The 15,896-nt window shown below is 61.2% G+C and carries 13 protein-coding genes and 1 riboswitch; of the genes, 10 read left to right on the forward strand and 3 right to left on the reverse strand.

The features are described from left to right. Together BK662_RS29355 and BK662_RS29360 are read left to right on the forward strand one after the other, a co-directional pair. Nucleotides 1-1,515 (forward strand): tripartite tricarboxylate transporter permease, encoded by a 1,515-nt coding sequence (locus BK662_RS29355; RefSeq protein ID WP_123360428.1) that lies wholly within the window; start codon nucleotides 1-3, stop codon nucleotides 1,513-1,515. Beyond that, nucleotides 1,508-2,548 carry an AbrB family protein gene (locus BK662_RS29360; protein ID WP_123360430.1) on the forward strand — a complete coding sequence of 347 codons (1,041 nt, stop codon included), beginning with the start codon at nucleotides 1,508-1,510 and terminating at the stop codon, nucleotides 2,546-2,548. The genes BK662_RS29355 and BK662_RS29360 overlap by 8 nt, the downstream gene beginning before the upstream one ends. Before the next feature lie 119 nt (nucleotides 2,549-2,667). On the opposite strand, the gene ung is transcribed toward BK662_RS29360, so the two are convergent. Beyond that, the gene (gene ung, locus BK662_RS29365) at nucleotides 2,668-3,360 is read right to left on the reverse strand and encodes a uracil-DNA glycosylase (protein ID WP_123360431.1); all 693 of its coding nucleotides are present in this window, start codon (nucleotides 3,358-3,360) and stop codon (nucleotides 2,668-2,670) included. A 132-nt stretch (nucleotides 3,361-3,492) separates the two neighbouring features. Here ung and dspII point away from each other — a divergent pair, with 132 nt between their 5' ends. After that, on the forward strand, nucleotides 3,493-4,605 hold the full coding sequence (dspII, locus tag BK662_RS29370; protein WP_123360432.1) for an enoyl-CoA hydratase/isomerase DspII: 1,113 nt from the start codon (nucleotides 3,493-3,495) through the stop codon (nucleotides 4,603-4,605). Between the two features lie 53 nt (nucleotides 4,606-4,658). On the opposite strand, the gene BK662_RS29375 is transcribed toward dspII, so the two are convergent. Both BK662_RS29375 and BK662_RS35610 read right to left on the reverse strand, forming a co-directional pair. After that, on the reverse strand, nucleotides 4,659-5,111 hold the full coding sequence (locus BK662_RS29375) for a hypothetical protein (protein WP_123360433.1): 453 nt from the start codon (nucleotides 5,109-5,111) through the stop codon (nucleotides 4,659-4,661). A 210-nt stretch (nucleotides 5,112-5,321) separates the two neighbouring features. Further along, nucleotides 5,322-5,558, reverse strand: coding sequence for a hypothetical protein (locus BK662_RS35610; protein WP_123360434.1), 237 nt, complete (start codon nucleotides 5,556-5,558; stop codon nucleotides 5,322-5,324). A 295-nt stretch (nucleotides 5,559-5,853) separates the two neighbouring features. After that, nucleotides 5,854-5,954, forward strand: a riboswitch (guanidine-I (ykkC/yxkD leader). Nucleotides 5,955-6,016: 62 nt separating this feature from the next. On the opposite strand from BK662_RS35610, the gene BK662_RS29385 reads away from it, so the two are divergent. From BK662_RS29385 to atzF, 7 genes are all read left to right on the forward strand, one after another. Continuing rightward, nucleotides 6,017-7,084: a putative urea ABC transporter substrate-binding protein gene (locus BK662_RS29385; protein WP_123360435.1), complete on the forward strand. Its 1,068-nt coding sequence runs from the start codon at nucleotides 6,017-6,019 to the stop codon at nucleotides 7,082-7,084. 17 nt (nucleotides 7,085-7,101) lie between these two features. Further along, complete coding sequence (locus BK662_RS29390; RefSeq protein WP_123360436.1) at nucleotides 7,102-7,917, forward strand: ABC transporter permease; 816 nt, start codon at nucleotides 7,102-7,104, stop codon at nucleotides 7,915-7,917. Further along, nucleotides 7,914-8,702, forward strand: a complete 789-nt coding sequence (locus BK662_RS29395) for an ABC transporter ATP-binding protein (protein ID WP_123360438.1) — start codon at nucleotides 7,914-7,916, stop codon at nucleotides 8,700-8,702. Before BK662_RS29390 ends, BK662_RS29395 begins: the two co-directional genes overlap by 4 nt. Nucleotides 8,703-8,714: 12 nt before the next feature. Next, the gene (locus tag BK662_RS29400; RefSeq protein ID WP_123360440.1) at nucleotides 8,715-9,440 is read left to right on the forward strand and encodes an urea amidolyase associated protein UAAP1; all 726 of its coding nucleotides are present in this window, start codon (nucleotides 8,715-8,717) and stop codon (nucleotides 9,438-9,440) included. 11 nt (nucleotides 9,441-9,451) lie between these two features. Next, nucleotides 9,452-10,093 (forward strand): urea amidolyase associated protein UAAP2, encoded by a 642-nt coding sequence (locus BK662_RS29405; protein ID WP_123360443.1) that lies wholly within the window; start codon nucleotides 9,452-9,454, stop codon nucleotides 10,091-10,093. A 307-nt stretch (nucleotides 10,094-10,400) separates the two neighbouring features. After that, a complete protein-coding gene (gene uca / locus BK662_RS29415; protein ID WP_123360447.1) occupies nucleotides 10,401-14,042 on the forward strand; it encodes an urea carboxylase in 3,642 nt (1,213 codons plus the stop codon). Nucleotides 14,043-14,057: 15 nt separating this feature from the next. Beyond that, nucleotides 14,058-15,836 (forward strand): allophanate hydrolase, encoded by a 1,779-nt coding sequence (gene atzF, locus BK662_RS29420; RefSeq protein ID WP_123360449.1) that lies wholly within the window; start codon nucleotides 14,058-14,060, stop codon nucleotides 15,834-15,836. Nucleotides 15,837-15,896 lie beyond the last annotated feature (60 nt).

Below are 15,896 nucleotides of genomic sequence, written 5' to 3' on the forward strand. Positions count from 1 at the left end.
ATGGATACTCTTGGCTATTTGGGTCAGGGCTTCGGCGTCGCGCTGACCCCATACAATCTCGTGACCGCGCTGTGCGGCACCCTGATTGGCACCGTCGTCGGGCTGTTGCCGGGTCTGGGCCCGATCAACGGCGTGGCGTTGCTGATTCCGATCGCGTTCGCCCTCGGCCTGCCACCGGAGTCGGCGCTGATCCTGCTGGCGGCGGTGTACCTGGGTTGCGAATACGGCGGCCGGATCAGCTCGATCCTGTTGAACATTCCGGGCGAAGCCTCCACCGTAATGACCACCCTCGACGGTTACCCGATGGCCCGCAAAGGCCTGGCCGGCGTAGCGTTGTCGCTGTCGGCGTGGAGCTCGTTCATCGGTGCCTTCATCGCGACGTGCGGCATGGTGCTGTTCGCCCCGCTGCTGGCGAAATGGGCGATTGCCTTCGGACCGGCGGAGTATTTCGTGCTGATGGTGTTTGCGATTGTCTGTCTCGGCGGCATGGCCGGCGACCGACCGCTCAAGACCTTCATTGCGGCACTGATCGGTCTGTTTCTGTCGAGTGTCGGGATCGATGCCAACAGCGGCGTATACCGTTTCACCGGGGATAACATTCACCTGACGGACGGCATTCAGTTCGTCGTACTGGTACTGGGCCTGTTCTCCATCAGCGAAATCCTTCTGCTGCTGGAAAAAACCCACCGAGGCCAGGAAGCGGTGAAAGCCACCGGGCGCATGATGTTCAACTTCAAGGAAGCCTCGGCGGTGTTCGTGGTGAACATCCGTTGCGGTTTTCTGGGCTTCATCATGGGCGTGTTGCCGGGTGCCGGCGCGACATTGGCCAGCGCTGTGGCCTACATGACCGAGAAACGTATCGCCGGCGCCAAGGGCACGTTCGGTCAAGGCGACATGCGCGGCCTCGCGGCTCCGGAAACCGCCATCGGTGGCGCCGCCTGCGGTGCGCTCGTACCGATGCTGACCCTCGGCGTTCCGGGTTCGGGTACCACGGCGGTGATGATCGGCGCACTGTCGCTGTACAACATCACCCCCGGCCCTCTGCTGTTCCAACAGCAACCGGACATCGTCTGGGGCCTGATCGCATCGTTGTTCGTCGCCAACGTGATGCTGGTGATCCTCAACATTCCGATGATCCGCATCTTTACCCGCATCCTCGCCGTGCCGAACTGGGCGCTGGTGCCGGTGATCGCGATCATCACCGGGATCGGTGTCTACGCGGTGCATGCCACCACGTTCGACCTGTTCCTGATGATCGGCATCGGCATTTTCGGCTACATCCTGCGCAAGCTGGACTTCCCGTTGTCGCCGGTACTGCTGGGTTTCATCCTTGGTGGTCTGATGGAGCAAAACCTGCGTCGCGCGCTGTCGATTTCCAACGGTGCGCTGGAAATCCTCTGGTCGAGCCCGATCACGTTCGGTTGCTGGGTACTGACTGCAATCATGTTGCTGATGCCGCTGCTGCGTATCTGGCGCAAACGTTCGGTCGCCCGGCGCGCTATCGCCGATGTCTGATCGGCCCCCCTTCAAAAGCTGGTGGGGAACACCGCTGGTCGGTCTGCTGGGCGGTTACCTCGCCAGCCAGATCGGCTGGCCATTGCCGTGGATGGTCGGCTCGTTGCTGGCGATCATCCTGGTGCGCTGCCTGACGCCCTGGCAATTGGCGGAAATCCCTGGCGGGCGCAAGTGCGGCCAGTGGATCGTCGGCATCGGTATCGGCCTGCACTTCACCCCGGTGGTGATGGAGCAGGTGCTGAGCCACTTCGGTTTGATCTTCTTCGGTGCGCTGGTTACCAGCCTTTCCGCCGTGGTGGGGGTCTGGTTAATGCGGCGCACCGGGGAAGATCGCGCCACCGCATTCTTTTCCAGCATGCCCGGCGGCTCCGGGGAGATGGTCAACCTCGGCGCCCGCAACGGCGCGGTGCTCAGCCGGGTCGCGGCGGGGCAGAGTTTGCGGGTGTTGGTGGTGGTGCTGTGTGTGCCGGCGGCGTTCAAATATCTGTTAGGCGACGGTGCGCCGGTCTTGCATCCAACGACCGTCGACTGGTGGTGGCTGGCCCTTCTGTTCCCTGCGGGCGCCCTTGCCGCCTGGATCTGGGAGCGGCTGCGACAACCCAATCCCTGGCTGTTCGGACCGTTGCTGGTGACTGCTACGGTGAGCATTGCTTGGGACCTGCACATCGGTCTGCCCAACGGCGGCAGTCAGATCGGCCAGTGGTTGATTGGCAGCGGGTTGGGGTGTCACTTCAATCGACAGTTCTTCCGGCGGGCACCGTCGTTCATGGGCCGAACCCTGCTCGGCACGGTGTTGACCATGTTGATCGCCACGCTGGCGGCGTTGGGGTTGAGTGCGCTGACCCATCTGGATCTGCGCTCGCTGACCTTGGGCATGATGCCCGGCGGAATCGCCGAAATGAGCCTGACGGCGGAGACCCTGCAATTGTCGGTGCCGTTGGTGACGGCGATGCAGGTGATGCGGTTGTTGTTTGTATTGTTTCTGGCAGAGCCGTTGTTTCGGTATTGGAACCGGGAGCCGGATTCTCCCTGATAGACCGAGTCGCCTTCTTCGCGAGCAAGCCCGCTCCCACATTAGACCGTGTATGCCTGGACAACTCGGCCTAATGTGGGAGCGGGCTTGCTCGCGAAGGGCCCCTCCCGGCCAACACATCAGACCGACGGCAATCGCCACTCGATCGGCGTCTCGCCATTCTGTTCCAGAAACTTGTTCGCCCGGCTGAAGTGCCCGCATCCAAGGAAGCCGCGATAGGCGGACAGCGGCGACGGGTGGACCGAAGTCAGCACCAGGTGTTTGGTGGCGTCGATGAGTTTCTGCTTGCTCTGGGCATGCGCACCCCATAGCAGGAACACCAAATGTGACTGATGTTCGCTGACCACTTCGATAATCCGGTCGGTAAAATATTGCCAGCCCTTGCCCGCATGGGCGTTGGCATTCGCGCGTTCCACGGTCATGGTGGTGTTGAGCATCAGCACGCCCTGCTCTGCCCAACTCTGCAGGTAGCCATGATTGGGAATGTCGATGTTCAGGTCGCGCTTCAACTCTTTATAGATGTTCACCAGCGATGGCGGTGCCGGCACGCCCGGTTGCACCGAGAAGCACAACCCATGGGCCTGACCCGGGCCGTGGTAAGGGTCTTGACCTAGAATGACCACTTTGACCTTGTCCAGCGGCGTGGAATTGAGCGCGTTGAAAATCATCGGTCCGGGTGGATAGATCTCTTTGCCCGCCGCGCGTTCCTGTTGCAGGAATGTGCGCAACTCTGCCATGTAAGGCTGGTCGAATTCGGCACGCAGTGCCTCCTTCCAGCTCGGTTCGAGTTTGATACGGTCGTCAGCAGTCATGGTTACATCCGGCAAAAACAATGGGGCGAACCCTAGGAAACCCTATCTCCCTTGTCAATTGATCTGACGCAGATCCGGCACTTTCCTATAGAGCGATCATACTGAACGCTCAATTTCCCGATCGAGGTCACGATGAATCTGCACTTCGAAGAACTCACCGGCACCGACGGCGCACGCATCGGCATCGCCAGCCTGGATGCCGAAAAGTCCCTCAACGCCCTCTCCTTGCCGATGATCAACGCCCTGCGCGATCAACTGGACGCCTGGGCCAAGGAGCCACAGATCGTTTGCGTGCTGCTGCGCGGCAATGGCGCCAAGGCTTTTTGCGCCGGCGGTGAAGTACGCAGCCTGGTGGAGGCGTGTCGCGCCCACCCCGGCGAAGTGCCGCCCTTGGCTGCACACTTCTTTGCGGCAGAATATCGCCTCGACTTCAACCTGCACACCTACCCGAAACCGCTGATCTGCTGGGGTCATGGGTATGTGCTGGGCGGTGGCATGGGGCTGCTGCAAGGGGCAAGCATTCGGATTGTCACGCCGAGCAGCCGGTTGGCGATGCCGGAGATCGGCATCGGCTTGTACCCTGACGTCGGCGCCAGTTGGTTTCTGTCGCGGTTGCCCGGCAAGCTCGGATTGTTTCTCGGCCTGACCGGCGCCCAGATGAACGGTCGTGATGCAATCGATCTGGACCTCGCCGACCGTTTCCTGCGCGATGATCAACAGCATGAGCTGCTCGAAGGTTTGCTGCAATTGAACTGGCAGGAACAGACAGCCATGCAGCTCAACAGCCTGCTCAAGGCCTTGCAGCAGGAAGCGATCGCGCAGCTGCCCGAAGCGCAGTGGCTGCCTCGACGCGAGCAGATCGACGAACTGTTGGATGTCAGCGACGTTCGATGCGCCTGGAAGGCCATCAGTACGCTGAGCGATCATTGCGACCCGCTGCTCGCTCGTGCCGCCAAAACCATGACTGAAGGCTCGCCCCTGACCGCTCATCTGGTGTGGGAACAGATCGATCGCGCCCGGCATCTATCGTTGGCTCAAGTCTTTCAGATGGAATACACCATGAGCCTCAACTGCTGCCGTCATCCGGAGTTCAGCGAAGGCGTGCGAGCGCGGTTGATCGACAAGGACCAGAAACCTCACTGGCACTGGCCGGACATCAACAATGTGCCAGAGGCGACGGTGGAGGCGCATTTCCATAAGGTCTGGGAAGGCCGGCATCCTCTGGCTGATCTCTCGGAATACTAAAAATCAGGCACAAAAAAAGCGGCGCTTCATGCGCCGCTTTTTTATTGAGTGGTTTACCGGCGGTGGCCTCGGCCATCGCGATCGCCATCACGGTGATCGCCCCTACCGCTACGATGATCCGACCTATTGTGGCCTCGATAGTCATCGCCTCGACCGCCTCGTTGACGGCCGTCCCAGCCACCGCGGTCATGACGGTCCCATCCGCGATTCTGGTAGCCGCGGTAGTCGTAATAGCGCGGTGCCGATTGATAAACCCGCGGCTGGTGGTAATAACGCGGCGTTGGCTGGTAATACCGTGCAGGCGGTGAGTAATACCTGCGCGGGGACGTGTAGTAACCACCGTCGGAGTAGTAAGACCCGCCACCGGAGTAATACGGTGCTGGGGACGTGTAAACCTCGGAACGGTAGTAGCTGTCTCCTCCGTCGGAATAGGGTACGCACGCACCAAGAAACAATCCCAATAGAGCAATCAGCAGAATTTGGTGGAGCTTTTTTTGACAGAGCATGGCGGCCTCCTGGACCGCGAGTGAGCCATACCAGCGACGCTGGCAGGCGACAGTCAATTGTTCACAACTGTCGAAAGATCAGACAGTGAAATCGGAATCTGGTGCGTTCCTGCAACACTCTGAAACAAGTAGCCGATGAAAGGTTTTTCATCCACCCAAAGAAAGCGGCGCCTCCATAAGGTCAGACGCGCCGTCGAATTCATGACGTGATTAACGGTGCCCGTGATGGTGTCCACCGTGGTAATGACGGGGCCCACTGAAATAATAGTAGCGATAGCCCCCGTAAAAACGCGGACCGCCATAGTAGTAAGGAGAGTAGTAATAGCCGGGATAGTAATAAGGTGCCGGATAAACATCGGCACCACCTGCGTAGTAATAGCAGCCGGACAAGCCCAAACCAAAAAACACACAGAGCAGTATTCGGCGGAGCTTTTTCTGACAAAGCATGGCGGCCTCCTGGAAGACCCGCAAACAGCAGTCGGCACAGGCCGGCTGACACCTGTTTGGACTTTCAAAGCGGCACCGAGTGCCAGACAGCGCCTGGCCTTCAGATCAGCGGCCACTGCGTCCATCTACGGTGCATAGACATGCACCAACGCACCATGACAAGGCAGGGCATGCCGTTTGTTTATCCCTCCCCTTTTCCTCCATGCCCAAGCTAGAGGGCTCAAGCCGACTTGGCACGGCTCTCGCTTAACCAAAGGCGTGCAGGAGTCATCACAGGTTCGCGGCACCACAATTTGCAATGGCTGACTAGGGTTCCGGCTCGCTTAGGCGAGTGGCTGGTCCGAGAGTTGGCGACCTCCAGTTGAGGTTACACGGCGGGACAAAAGCCCGGGAGACAAGCCACCGTTCGCGGTGCCGCTGCCTTCCTGTCCGCCCTTGATCAACTGGAGAACCATCCCATGTCCCGACTTCGTTTACCCGCCCTGCTCGCCGCTGCTTTTGCAGCCCTCGTGAGCGTCTCGTCCCAGGCCGCACAGAAAGACCATTTCAGCGTCTGCTGGACTATTTATGCCGGCTGGATGCCCTGGGAGTATGCCGGCAGCCAAGGCATCGTCGACAAATGGGCGAAAAAGTACGGCATCAAAATCGATGTGGTGCAGCTCAACGATTACGTCGAATCGATCAACCAATACACCGCCGGCCAGTTCGACGGCTGCACCATGACCAACATGGATGCGCTGACCATTCCGGCTGCCGGTGGCGTCGACAGCACGGCGCTGATCGTCAGCGACTTCTCCAATGGCAACGACGGCATCGTGCTCAAAGGCGAAGGCAAGAAAGTCGCCGACCTCAAGGGCATGGACGTCAATCTGGTCGAGCTCTCGGTGTCCCACTACCTATTGGCCCGGGCACTCGATTCGGTAGACCTCACCGAGAAAGACCTGAAAGTGGTCAACACCTCCGACGCCGACATCTCAGCCGCCTTCAACACCGATCAGGTCAATGCTGTCACCACCTGGAACCCGATGCTTTCGGACATCAAGGCCAAGCCCGGCGTGACCGAAGTCTTCAACTCCAGCCAGGTCCCCGGCGAAATCATGGACATGATGGTGGTCAACTCATCGACCCTCAAGGACAACCCGGCCCTCGGCAAAGCGCTGACCGGTGCATGGTTTGAAGTGGTGGAGTTGATGAACGCGAAAAACGCCGCCAGCAAAGCCGCCCTCGAACACATGGCCAAGGCCTCGGGCACCGACCTGGCGGGTTTCCAGTCGCAACTCGACACCACCAAATTGTTTGCCACGCCCAAAGAAGCCCTCGCATTTTCCACCAGCAAGCAACTGCCCGACACCATGCGCAAGGTCGCCGAGTTCTCCTTTCAGCACGGCTTGCTGGGTGAAGGCGCCAAGGACACCAGTGCCATCGGCATGGCCTTCGCCAATGGCGTGACCAGCGGCGACAAGACCAACCTCAAGCTGCGCTTTGACCCGAGCTACGTGCAGATGGCCGCCGACTCCAAGTTGTAATAACGGAGGACTAGGCCATGCGCCTGATCAATCGCCACCCGGATCGCCCGAGTCGCCTGCTGTTGGTGATCCTGCCGTTCGCCCTGGTGTTGTTCGCCTACTTCATGGGCTCGGCCGATCGGCTGATGGACAACCCCAACGACAAGCTGCTGCCCAGTGCCGTGCAGATGACCGACGCGGTGAAACGCCTGGCCTTCACCGCCGACACCCGCACCGGCGAATACCTGCTCTGGCAAGACAGCGCCGCCAGCCTGCGACGGCTGGCCATCGGCCTCGCAATCAGCGCGCTGGCCGGGCTGTGCCTGGGCATCGCCGCCGGGACCCTGCCGCTGTTTGGCGCACCGTTGTCGCCGGTACTCACCGTGTTGTCGATGGTGCCGCCGCTGGCGATCCTGCCGATTCTGTTCATCGTGTTCGGGCTGGGGGAGTTGTCGAAAGTGATGCTGATCGTGATCGGTATCACCCCATGCCTGGCCCGCGATCTGGAACAGCGCGCCCGGGAAATCCCCGTCGAGTTGCTGATCAAGGCGCAAACGCTTGGCGCTTCGACCTGGACTTTGATGCTGCGCGTGGTGCTGCCGCAATTGTTGCCGCGCCTGTTGATCTCGCTGCGACTGATGCTGGGTTCGGCGTGGTTGTTCCTGATCGCAGCGGAAGCCATCGCCTCCACCGACGGTCTCGGCTATCGGATTTTCCTGGTGCGCCGCTACCTGGCGATGGACGTGATCCTGCCGTATGTCGTCTGGATCACCCTGCTTGCCTGGCTGATGGACTGGGGCCTGAAACGCCTGACTCAACGGGCGTTCCCTTGGTATGCGGGGGCCCGCGCATGAGCTTCATCACCGTGAAAAACGTCTGGCAGCAATACGCCGATCAGGTGGTGCTCGAAGGTCTGAACCTGAACGTCAACGAGGGCGAGTTCTGCACCTTGGTGGGTGCGTCAGGTTGCGGCAAATCGACTTTCCTGCGGCTACTGCTGGGCCAGGAGCGGGCCAGTCGCGGCGAGATTCTGTTGGACGGCCAGGCCCTGGCCAGTGAACCGGATGCCAGCCGTGGCGTGGTATTCCAGCGCTACTCGGTGTTCCCGCATTTGAGCGTGCTGGACAACGTCGCCCTCGGCCTCGAACTGCCGCGCTCGCCCCTGCTGGGGCGGTTGTTCGGCAGCGCCAAACGCGAGGCGCGGGAACAGGCTTCGGTGCTGCTGCACAAAGTCGGCCTCGGTCACTCGCTGGACAAGTACCCGGCGCAGCTCTCCGGCGGTATGCAACAACGGCTGGCGATTGCCCAGGCGCTGATCATGAAGCCGCGCGTGCTGCTGCTCGACGAACCCTTCGGCGCGCTCGATCCGGGTATCCGCAAAGACATGCACGGCTTGCTGCTGGAACTGTGGCGCGAGACGCAGCTTACGGTGTTCATGGTCACCCATGACCTGTCCGAAGGTTTCAGCCTTGGCACCCGTTTGCTGGTGTTCGACAAGGTCCGCATCGATCCGCACGCCCCCGGCGCCTATGGCGCACGCATCACCTACGACATCCCTTTGAACAGCGACCGCCGTGCCAATCGCGCCGCCGTCGACGCCCTGCCGGCTCAGCTGGCAGGTTCGCTTCGCATCGCTTAGAGGAATTTACACATGACTGATTCGACCCAACTATTTCCGCCCTTCGCCGAAGAAATGCTCCCCGGCGGCGGCCATCGTTCTTTCATTCTGAAACGCGGCCAACTGCTGCGCCTGACCGACCTGCGCGGCGGTGCCAACGTCAGCCTGACGTTGCTCAACGCGCATGAAAAAACCGAACGCCTGAACCTGCCCGACAGCCTCAAATGCCAACACACCGCCAAGCTCACCACTGGCCATTGCCTGTACTCGGACATGGGCCGCGTATTGGCGGCAATCACTGCCGACACGTGCGGCTGGAGCGACAGCCTCGGCGGCGTGCTGTGCGCTGAAGAGGTCGCACAAAAGTACGGCGCGGGCCGCTATCAGGAACTGCGCAACGGCTTCTTTCGCAACGGCACCGACAACCTGTTGGTGGAATTGGGTAAATGGGGTTTGGGCCTGTCCGATCTGTTGATGACCCTCAACCTGTTCAGCCGCGTGAACGTCGATGAGGCCGGACGTTTCCACTTCGTCGAAGGCCATTCCAGGGCCGGTGAGTACATCGAGTTGTACGCGCCGATGGACACTCTGGTGGTACTCACTGCGCTGCAACATCCGATGGATCCGGCGCCTGAGTACGCCCCCAAACCGCTGAAGCTCAGCTGGATGAACGCCGATGCGAGTGTCGCCGAACACTGCCGCACCTCGCGCCCGGAAAACGAGCGCGGCTTCATCAACACCGACCGTCTGTTCGCCTGAGGATCGCTGCCATGTCACTCGCTATCGCCACCGCTCAACAGCTACCTGAAACCGCGGTGTACCGCGCCACCATCCCCGCCGGCGAACCCTGGCTGATGGAGGTCAAGGCCGGCCAGACCTTGCGCATCCTCGACCTGGAAGGCAATCAGGCCGTCGACACCTTGTTCTACAGCCTCGCCAATCCCAAGGAGCGCTATGACGTACAGCGCACGTTGCGTCGGCAGAACAGCGTCTACCTGAGCACCGGCAGCGTGCTCTATTCCAACCTCGGCAAACCGATGCTGACCATCGTCGCCGACACTTGCGGGCGTCACGACACCCTCGGCGGCGCCTGCGCCCAGGAGAGCAACACCGTGCGTTATGCGCTGGAGAAGCGCTACATGCACAGCTGCCGCGACAACTACCTGCGCGCCTGTGCCCACGATGGTCGGCTGGGCAAGGGAGACATCGGGCCGAACATCAACTTCTTCATGAACGTGCCGGTGACGGCCGATGGTGGCCTGACCTTCGAAGACGGCATTTCGGCGCCAGGCAAATACGTCGACCTGCGGGCCGAGATGGACGTGATCGTGCTGATCTCCAACTGCCCGCAACTGAACAACCCATGCAATGCCTACAACCCGACTCCTGCGGAGCTGCTGGTATGGAACTGAAATTTTCGCGCTTGCGGCGGTGGTTGTTTGCCCTCTGCCAGGCCCGTTCCGGCCAGTGCATCAAATAGAAGAACACCCTCAACCCAATGTGGGAGCGAGCCTGCTCGCGATGGCGTCAGCACATTCACCACTGATGTCGACTGGTACACCGCTTTCGCGAGCAAGCCCGCTCCCACAGGGGGTCAGCGGTGCTTTTTAAGTGAACTGATTCTGCCGCCGAGGACGACCTCGGTGCCTGTCGAAAAACTGCGGGACGGCCCGCATCCCAGGTCGAGGCTGATGCGTTATCGCCTCCGGGGGTTATGCCATGTTCGAAAAAGTCCTCATTGCCAACCGCGGCGCCATTGCCTGTCGCATCTTGCGTACCTTGGATGAATTGCAGGTCAAGGGCGTTGCCGTTTACTCCGAAGCCGATGCCGCCAGCCTGCACATCCTCCAAGCCTTTGAGTCTCACAGCCTCGGCGAAGGCGCTGCCGCTGGCACTTATCTGGCGGTCGACAAAATCCTCGCCATCGCAAAAGCCACCGGCGCCACCGCGATCCATCCCGGCTATGGCTTTCTCTCGGAAAACGCCGCATTCGCCCAAGCCTGCGAAGCGGCCGACATCGCCTTCATCGGTCCCACACCGGAACAGCTGCGGGTGTTCGGCCTCAAGCACACCGCTCGCGCATTGGCCAAGCAACACGGCGTGCCAATGCTTGAAGGCACCGAGCTGCTCGATAGCCTCGACGCAGCGTTGATAGCCGGCGAACAGGTCGGCTACCCGGTGATGCTCAAAAGCACCGCCGGCGGTGGCGGCATCGGGATGCGCGAATGCCGCAGCGCCTGCGAATTGAGCGAATCATTCGAAACCGTCAAACGCCTTGGTCAGAACAATTTCAGCGACGCCGGCGTGTTCATCGAGAAGTACATCCAGCGCGCCCGGCATCTGGAAGTGCAGGTCTTCGGCGACGGCCAGGGCGAGGTGCTTGCCCTCGGCGTGCGCGACTGCTCAGTGCAGCGACGCAACCAGAAAGTCCTCGAAGAAACTCCGGCACCGAACCTGCCCGAGGGCATGGCCGAGGAGCTCTGTGCAGCGGCAATCAAATTGGCCAGAGCGGTGAATTACCGCAGCGCGGGCACTGTGGAGTTCGTCTTCGACAGCGATGCCCAGCGTTTCTATTTTCTTGAAGTGAATACCCGTTTGCAGGTGGAGCACGGCGTCACCGAACAAGTATGGGGCGTGGACCTGGTGCGTTGGATGGTGGAATTGGCGGCCGGTGATTTGCCGCCGCTGCGCGAGTTGAGCCAGGGTTTGAAAGCCAACGGTCATGCGATTCAGGCACGACTCTATGCCGAAGATCCTGGTCGGGATTTCCAGCCGAGTCCCGGTCTGCTCACAACCGTCAACTTCCCCATTACCGATGGCAAACACCTGCGCATCGACACGTGGGTCGAGGCCGGTTGCGAAATCCCACCGTACTTCGATCCGATGATCGCCAAGGTCATCAGCTGGGCACCGACTCGCGAAGCAGCGCGCGTAGATCTGCATCAGGCTCTGGGTGACAGCCTGCTGTACGGGGTGGAAACCAACCGCGATTACTTGCGGCAGATTCTGCTCGATACGCCCTTTGCCAGCGGCCAGCCGTGGACCCGTTGCCTGGAAGGCCTGGTCTATCAAGCCAACACCTTTGAAGTGCTCAGCGCCGGCACGCAGACCAGCGTTCAGGACTATCCGGGACGCCTCGGTTACTGGGCGGTGGGCGTGCCGCCGTCGGGGCCGATGGACAGCCGGGCACTGCGTCTGGGCAATCGCTTGCTGGGTAACGACCAAGGTGCAGCGGCGCTGGAAATCACCATGAGCGGGCCGCTGCTGCGTTTCAATTGTGAGGCGGTGGTGGCCGTCACGGGTGCGGTGATTGCGTTGATGCTGAACGGTGAAGCGGTGCCGATGAATACCGCACTGTTGATTCCTGCCGGTGCCACTTTGAGCCTCGGCACCCTTGGCGGTGCAGGCGCGCGCAGCTATCTGTGCCTGCGCGGTGGCGTGCAAGTGCCGGATTATCTGGGTAGCAAAAGTACCTTCACCCTCGGCCAGTTTGGTGGGCATGCTGGTCGTGCATTGCGCGCTGGGGACGTATTGCATATTCCGGCCTTGAGCGACCACAGCGCCGGGCAAAGCCTGGCGATCCAGCACGTTACCGAGTTGCCCGCCGTGCGGCAGATTCGGGTGATCTACGGCCCTCACGGTGCCCCGGAATACTTCACCGAAAACTACATCGGCACCTTCTTCGCCACGCAGTGGGAAGTGCATTTCAACTCCAGCCGCACCGGTGTGCGGCTGATCGGGCCGAAACCTGAATGGGTGCGGGCCGACGGCGGCGAAGCGGGATTGCACCCGTCAAATATTCATGACAATCCGTACGCGATTGGCGCGGTGGACTTCACTGGTGACATGCCAGTAATCCTCGGTCCCGATGGCCCGAGCCTCGGTGGCTTTGTCTGCCCGGTGACGGTGATCGAGGCGGACCTTTGGCAACTGGGACAGCTCAAGGCTGGGGACAAGGTTCAGTTCGTCCCGGTCGATCTCAAGACCGCGCGCAATCTCGCCTTGAAATGGGATCAATGTGGGAGTGGGCTTGCTCACGAAGAAGTTGATGCGGTGCCTGATCTGGCCCCTTCGCGAGCAAGCCCGCTCCCACAGGGGATTGTGTCGCCTGTGGTGTTGGATTTGGGTCAGGACGACACAAGACTGGTTGCGAGGTTATCGGGCGACACTCATTTATTATTGGAAATCGGTGCCCCCGAACTGGACCTGGTCCTGCGCTTTCGCGCTCACGCATTGATGCAGGCATTGGAAAGCAAACACCTGCACGGCGTGATCGACCTGACGCCGGGCATTCGCTCGCTGCAAGTTCACTACCAACCCGAACAACTGCCGCTGGCCGATCTGCTGGGCATTGTCGCCGGTGAATGGGACGCCGTGTGCGCTGCCAAGGACCTGCAAGTGCCGTCGCGCATCGTCCATCTGCCACTGTCCTGGGATGATCCGGCCTGCCAGTTGGCCATCGAGAAATACATGACCACTGTGCGCAAGGACGCGCCCTGGTGCCCGAGCAATCTGGAGTTCATCCGCCGCATCAACGACCTGCCGAACCTCGACGAAGTGCAGCGCACCGTGTTCGACGCCAGTTATCTGGTGATGGGCCTGGGCGACGTCTACCTCGGCGCACCGGTCGCCACCCCGCTCGATCCTCGGCATCGCCTGGTGACGACCAAGTACAACCCGGCCCGCACTTGGACCGCGGAAAACTCGGTAGGCATCGGCGGCGCCTACATGTGCGTGTACGGCATGGAAGGCCCCGGCGGTTATCAGTTCGTCGGTCGCACGCTGCAGATGTGGAATCGCTACCGCGAAGTCGCCGCGTTCGACGGCAAGCCGTGGCTGCTGCGCTTCTTCGACCAGATCCGGTTCTACCCGGTGAACGCCGATGAACTGCTGCGCATTCGTCGGGATTTCCCGCTTGGGCGCTTTGATCTGAACATCGAACACAGTCAGCTGAATCTGGCGGATTACCAGGCGTTTTTGACGAAAGAAGCCCAGGGCATCGCGGCATTTCGGGATCAGCAAAAAAACGCGTTCAACGCCGAGCGCGAACGCTGGATCGCCAGCGGCCAGGCGCATTTCGACAGCGAAGAGCTGGCCCCTGAAGTGACCGAAGATGCACCGTTAGCCGATGGTCAGCAGAGCGTCGACAGCCACATCGCCGGCAACCTCTGGCAGGTTCAGGTGCAGGCTGGCAGCCGGGTCGCGGCGGGGGATGTGCTGGTGATTCTGGAGTCGATGAAGATGGAAATCCCGCTGCTCGCGCCCATCGCGGGCGTGGTGCGCGAGATTCGCGTGCAACCGGGTTCAGCGGTGCGCGCCGGGCAGCGTGTGGTGGTGCTGGAACTCGACTCAAGCCATTAAAAAAGGATTAACGCCATGAACATCAATCTGCAACTCGACGCCCTGCGCAATGCTTACCGTGACGGCAGCACTACGCCTCGACGACTGCTGCTGAGCCTGCGGGAAAAAGCCGCGGCACTGAACCCGGATTATCACCTGTTCATCCATTTGCTCAACGCCCTGGAACTGGAACCGTACCTCGCTGCCCTCGACGATCGTGACCCAGGCAGCCTGCCGCTGTACGGCGTGCCGTTCGCGATCAAGGACAACATCGACCTGGCGGGCATTCCCACCACGGCGGCGTGTCCGGCGTTTGCCTATGTGCCGGAACGCTCGGCAACCATCGTCGAGCAACTGCTGGCACTGGGTGCGATTCCGTTGGGCAAGTCCAATCTCGACCAGTTCGCCACTGGCCTCAATGGCAGCCGCTCGCCGTATGGCGCTTGCCCGAACAGCGTGTGGCCGGAGTATCCGTCGGGCGGTTCCAGCGCCGGGTCTTCACTGGCGGTGGCGCTCGGCGTGGCGAGCTTTTCCCTGGGCACGGACACGGCAGGCTCCGGTCGTGTGCCGGCGGCATTGAATAATCTGGTCGGTTTGAAAGCCAGCAAAGGGCTGATCTCCACTGCCGGTGTGGTTCCGGCCTGTCGAACGCTCGATTGCGTCACGACCTTCACGGCCACTGCCCGGGAGGCCAGTGAGTTGCTCGCGCTCACCGCTCATCTCGATCCACGGGACGAATACAGCCGCAGTAATCCGCTGTGGAATGACGGTTCGGCCTTCGGCACACCGCGTCCATTCCGTTTCGGTGTACCCCGTGCGCGGGATCTGGCGTTCTTCGGCTGTCATGAAGGCCCGTTGCTGTTCGGCGACGCCATCGACCAGCTCAAAGCCATGGGCGGCGAAGCGGTCGAACTGGATTTGTCGCCGTTTCTCGAAGCGGCGCGGTTGCTCTACGAAGGGCCGTGGGTGGCGGAGCGTTACAGCGTGGCCGGCGAGTTGATGGAGCAACATCCTCAAGCCGTGCTGCCGGTGATTCGCGCCGTATTGGCCAAGGCTCCAGCGGTGACCGGCGTGCAAACCTTCCGCGCCCAATACCGTCTGCAGGCCTTGAAAGTGCTGTGCGACAAAGCTTTGGAAGGCCTTGATTGCGTGGTCACGCCAACCATCGGCCGCCCGGTGACACTGGCGGAGCTTGCGGCCGAGCCGGTGCTGCGCAACTCGGAACTGGGCTACTACACCAACTTCATGAACCTGCTCGATTACGCCGCCGTCGCCGTGCCCAGCGGATTCATGGGCAATGGTTTGCCATGGGGCGTGACGTTGTTCGGCCGGGCGTTTACCGATCAGTATCTGTTGAGCGTGGCGGATGCCTTGCAACGTCAGCAAGGCTTGGCCGCGCCTGCGCCGACGAATATTGCGCGCAATGATCGCGCACGGCTGGTGGTCTGCGGCGCACACCTGGATGGGCTGGCGCTGAACTGGCAACTCAAGCAGCGTGGAGCCCGTTTGCTCGAAGTCACTCACAGTTCCCCCGACTATCGGCTGTATGCCCTGGCCGGTGGCCCACCCTATCGCCCTGGCATGGTCCGAGTGAAGGAAGGTGGCGCGGCGATTGCGGTCGAAGTATGGGAGTTGCCAAGCAGTGAGTTGGGTTCGTTCCTGACCGCCATTGCGGCGCCGCTGGGGTTGGGCAAGGTGCAACTGGCGGACGGGCGCTGGGAGAGCGGGTTTATCTGTGAGCCCTATGGCCTGGAGGGGGCGGTGGATATCAGTCATTTGGGCGGGTGGCGGGCGTATCTGAACGATCGGCGTTGATTTCCAGGATCACCGGCTTGCGCAGGAGTGCTTGCCGGCCGATCATGCGCGGTCTCGGGC

Source organism: Pseudomonas frederiksbergensis, from assembly GCF_003732275.1.
Classification (GTDB): Bacteria; Pseudomonadota; Gammaproteobacteria; order Pseudomonadales; family Pseudomonadaceae; genus Aquipseudomonas; species Aquipseudomonas frederiksbergensis_H.

What these genes read in the sequence shown, in the direction of transcription:
- BK662_RS35610 (WP_123360434.1), bottom strand. Translation starts at nt 5,558, where the DNA reads ATGCTTTGTCAGAAAAAGCTCCGCCGAATACTGCTCTGTGTGTTTTTT.
- uca (WP_123360447.1), top strand. Translation starts at nt 10,401, where the DNA reads ATGTTCGAAAAAGTCCTCATTGCCAACCGCGGCGCCATTGCCTGTCGC.
- BK662_RS29385 (WP_123360435.1), top strand. Translation starts at nt 6,017, where the DNA reads ATGTCCCGACTTCGTTTACCCGCCCTGCTCGCCGCTGCTTTTGCAGCC.
- ung (WP_123360431.1), bottom strand. Translation starts at nt 3,360, where the DNA reads ATGACTGCTGACGACCGTATCAAACTCGAACCGAGCTGGAAGGAGGCA.
- BK662_RS29405 (WP_123360443.1), top strand. Translation starts at nt 9,452, where the DNA reads ATGTCACTCGCTATCGCCACCGCTCAACAGCTACCTGAAACCGCGGTG.
- BK662_RS29390 (WP_123360436.1), top strand. Translation starts at nt 7,102, where the DNA reads ATGCGCCTGATCAATCGCCACCCGGATCGCCCGAGTCGCCTGCTGTTG.
- BK662_RS29395 (WP_123360438.1), top strand. Translation starts at nt 7,914, where the DNA reads ATGAGCTTCATCACCGTGAAAAACGTCTGGCAGCAATACGCCGATCAG.
- BK662_RS29360 (WP_123360430.1), top strand. Translation starts at nt 1,508, where the DNA reads ATGTCTGATCGGCCCCCCTTCAAAAGCTGGTGGGGAACACCGCTGGTC.
- atzF (WP_123360449.1), top strand. Translation starts at nt 14,058, where the DNA reads ATGAACATCAATCTGCAACTCGACGCCCTGCGCAATGCTTACCGTGAC.
- BK662_RS29375 (WP_123360433.1), bottom strand. Translation starts at nt 5,111, where the DNA reads ATGCTCTGTCAAAAAAAGCTCCACCAAATTCTGCTGATTGCTCTATTG.
- BK662_RS29355 (WP_123360428.1), top strand. Translation starts at nt 1, where the DNA reads ATGGATACTCTTGGCTATTTGGGTCAGGGCTTCGGCGTCGCGCTGACC.
- dspII (WP_123360432.1), top strand. Translation starts at nt 3,493, where the DNA reads ATGAATCTGCACTTCGAAGAACTCACCGGCACCGACGGCGCACGCATC.
- BK662_RS29400 (WP_123360440.1), top strand. Translation starts at nt 8,715, where the DNA reads ATGACTGATTCGACCCAACTATTTCCGCCCTTCGCCGAAGAAATGCTC.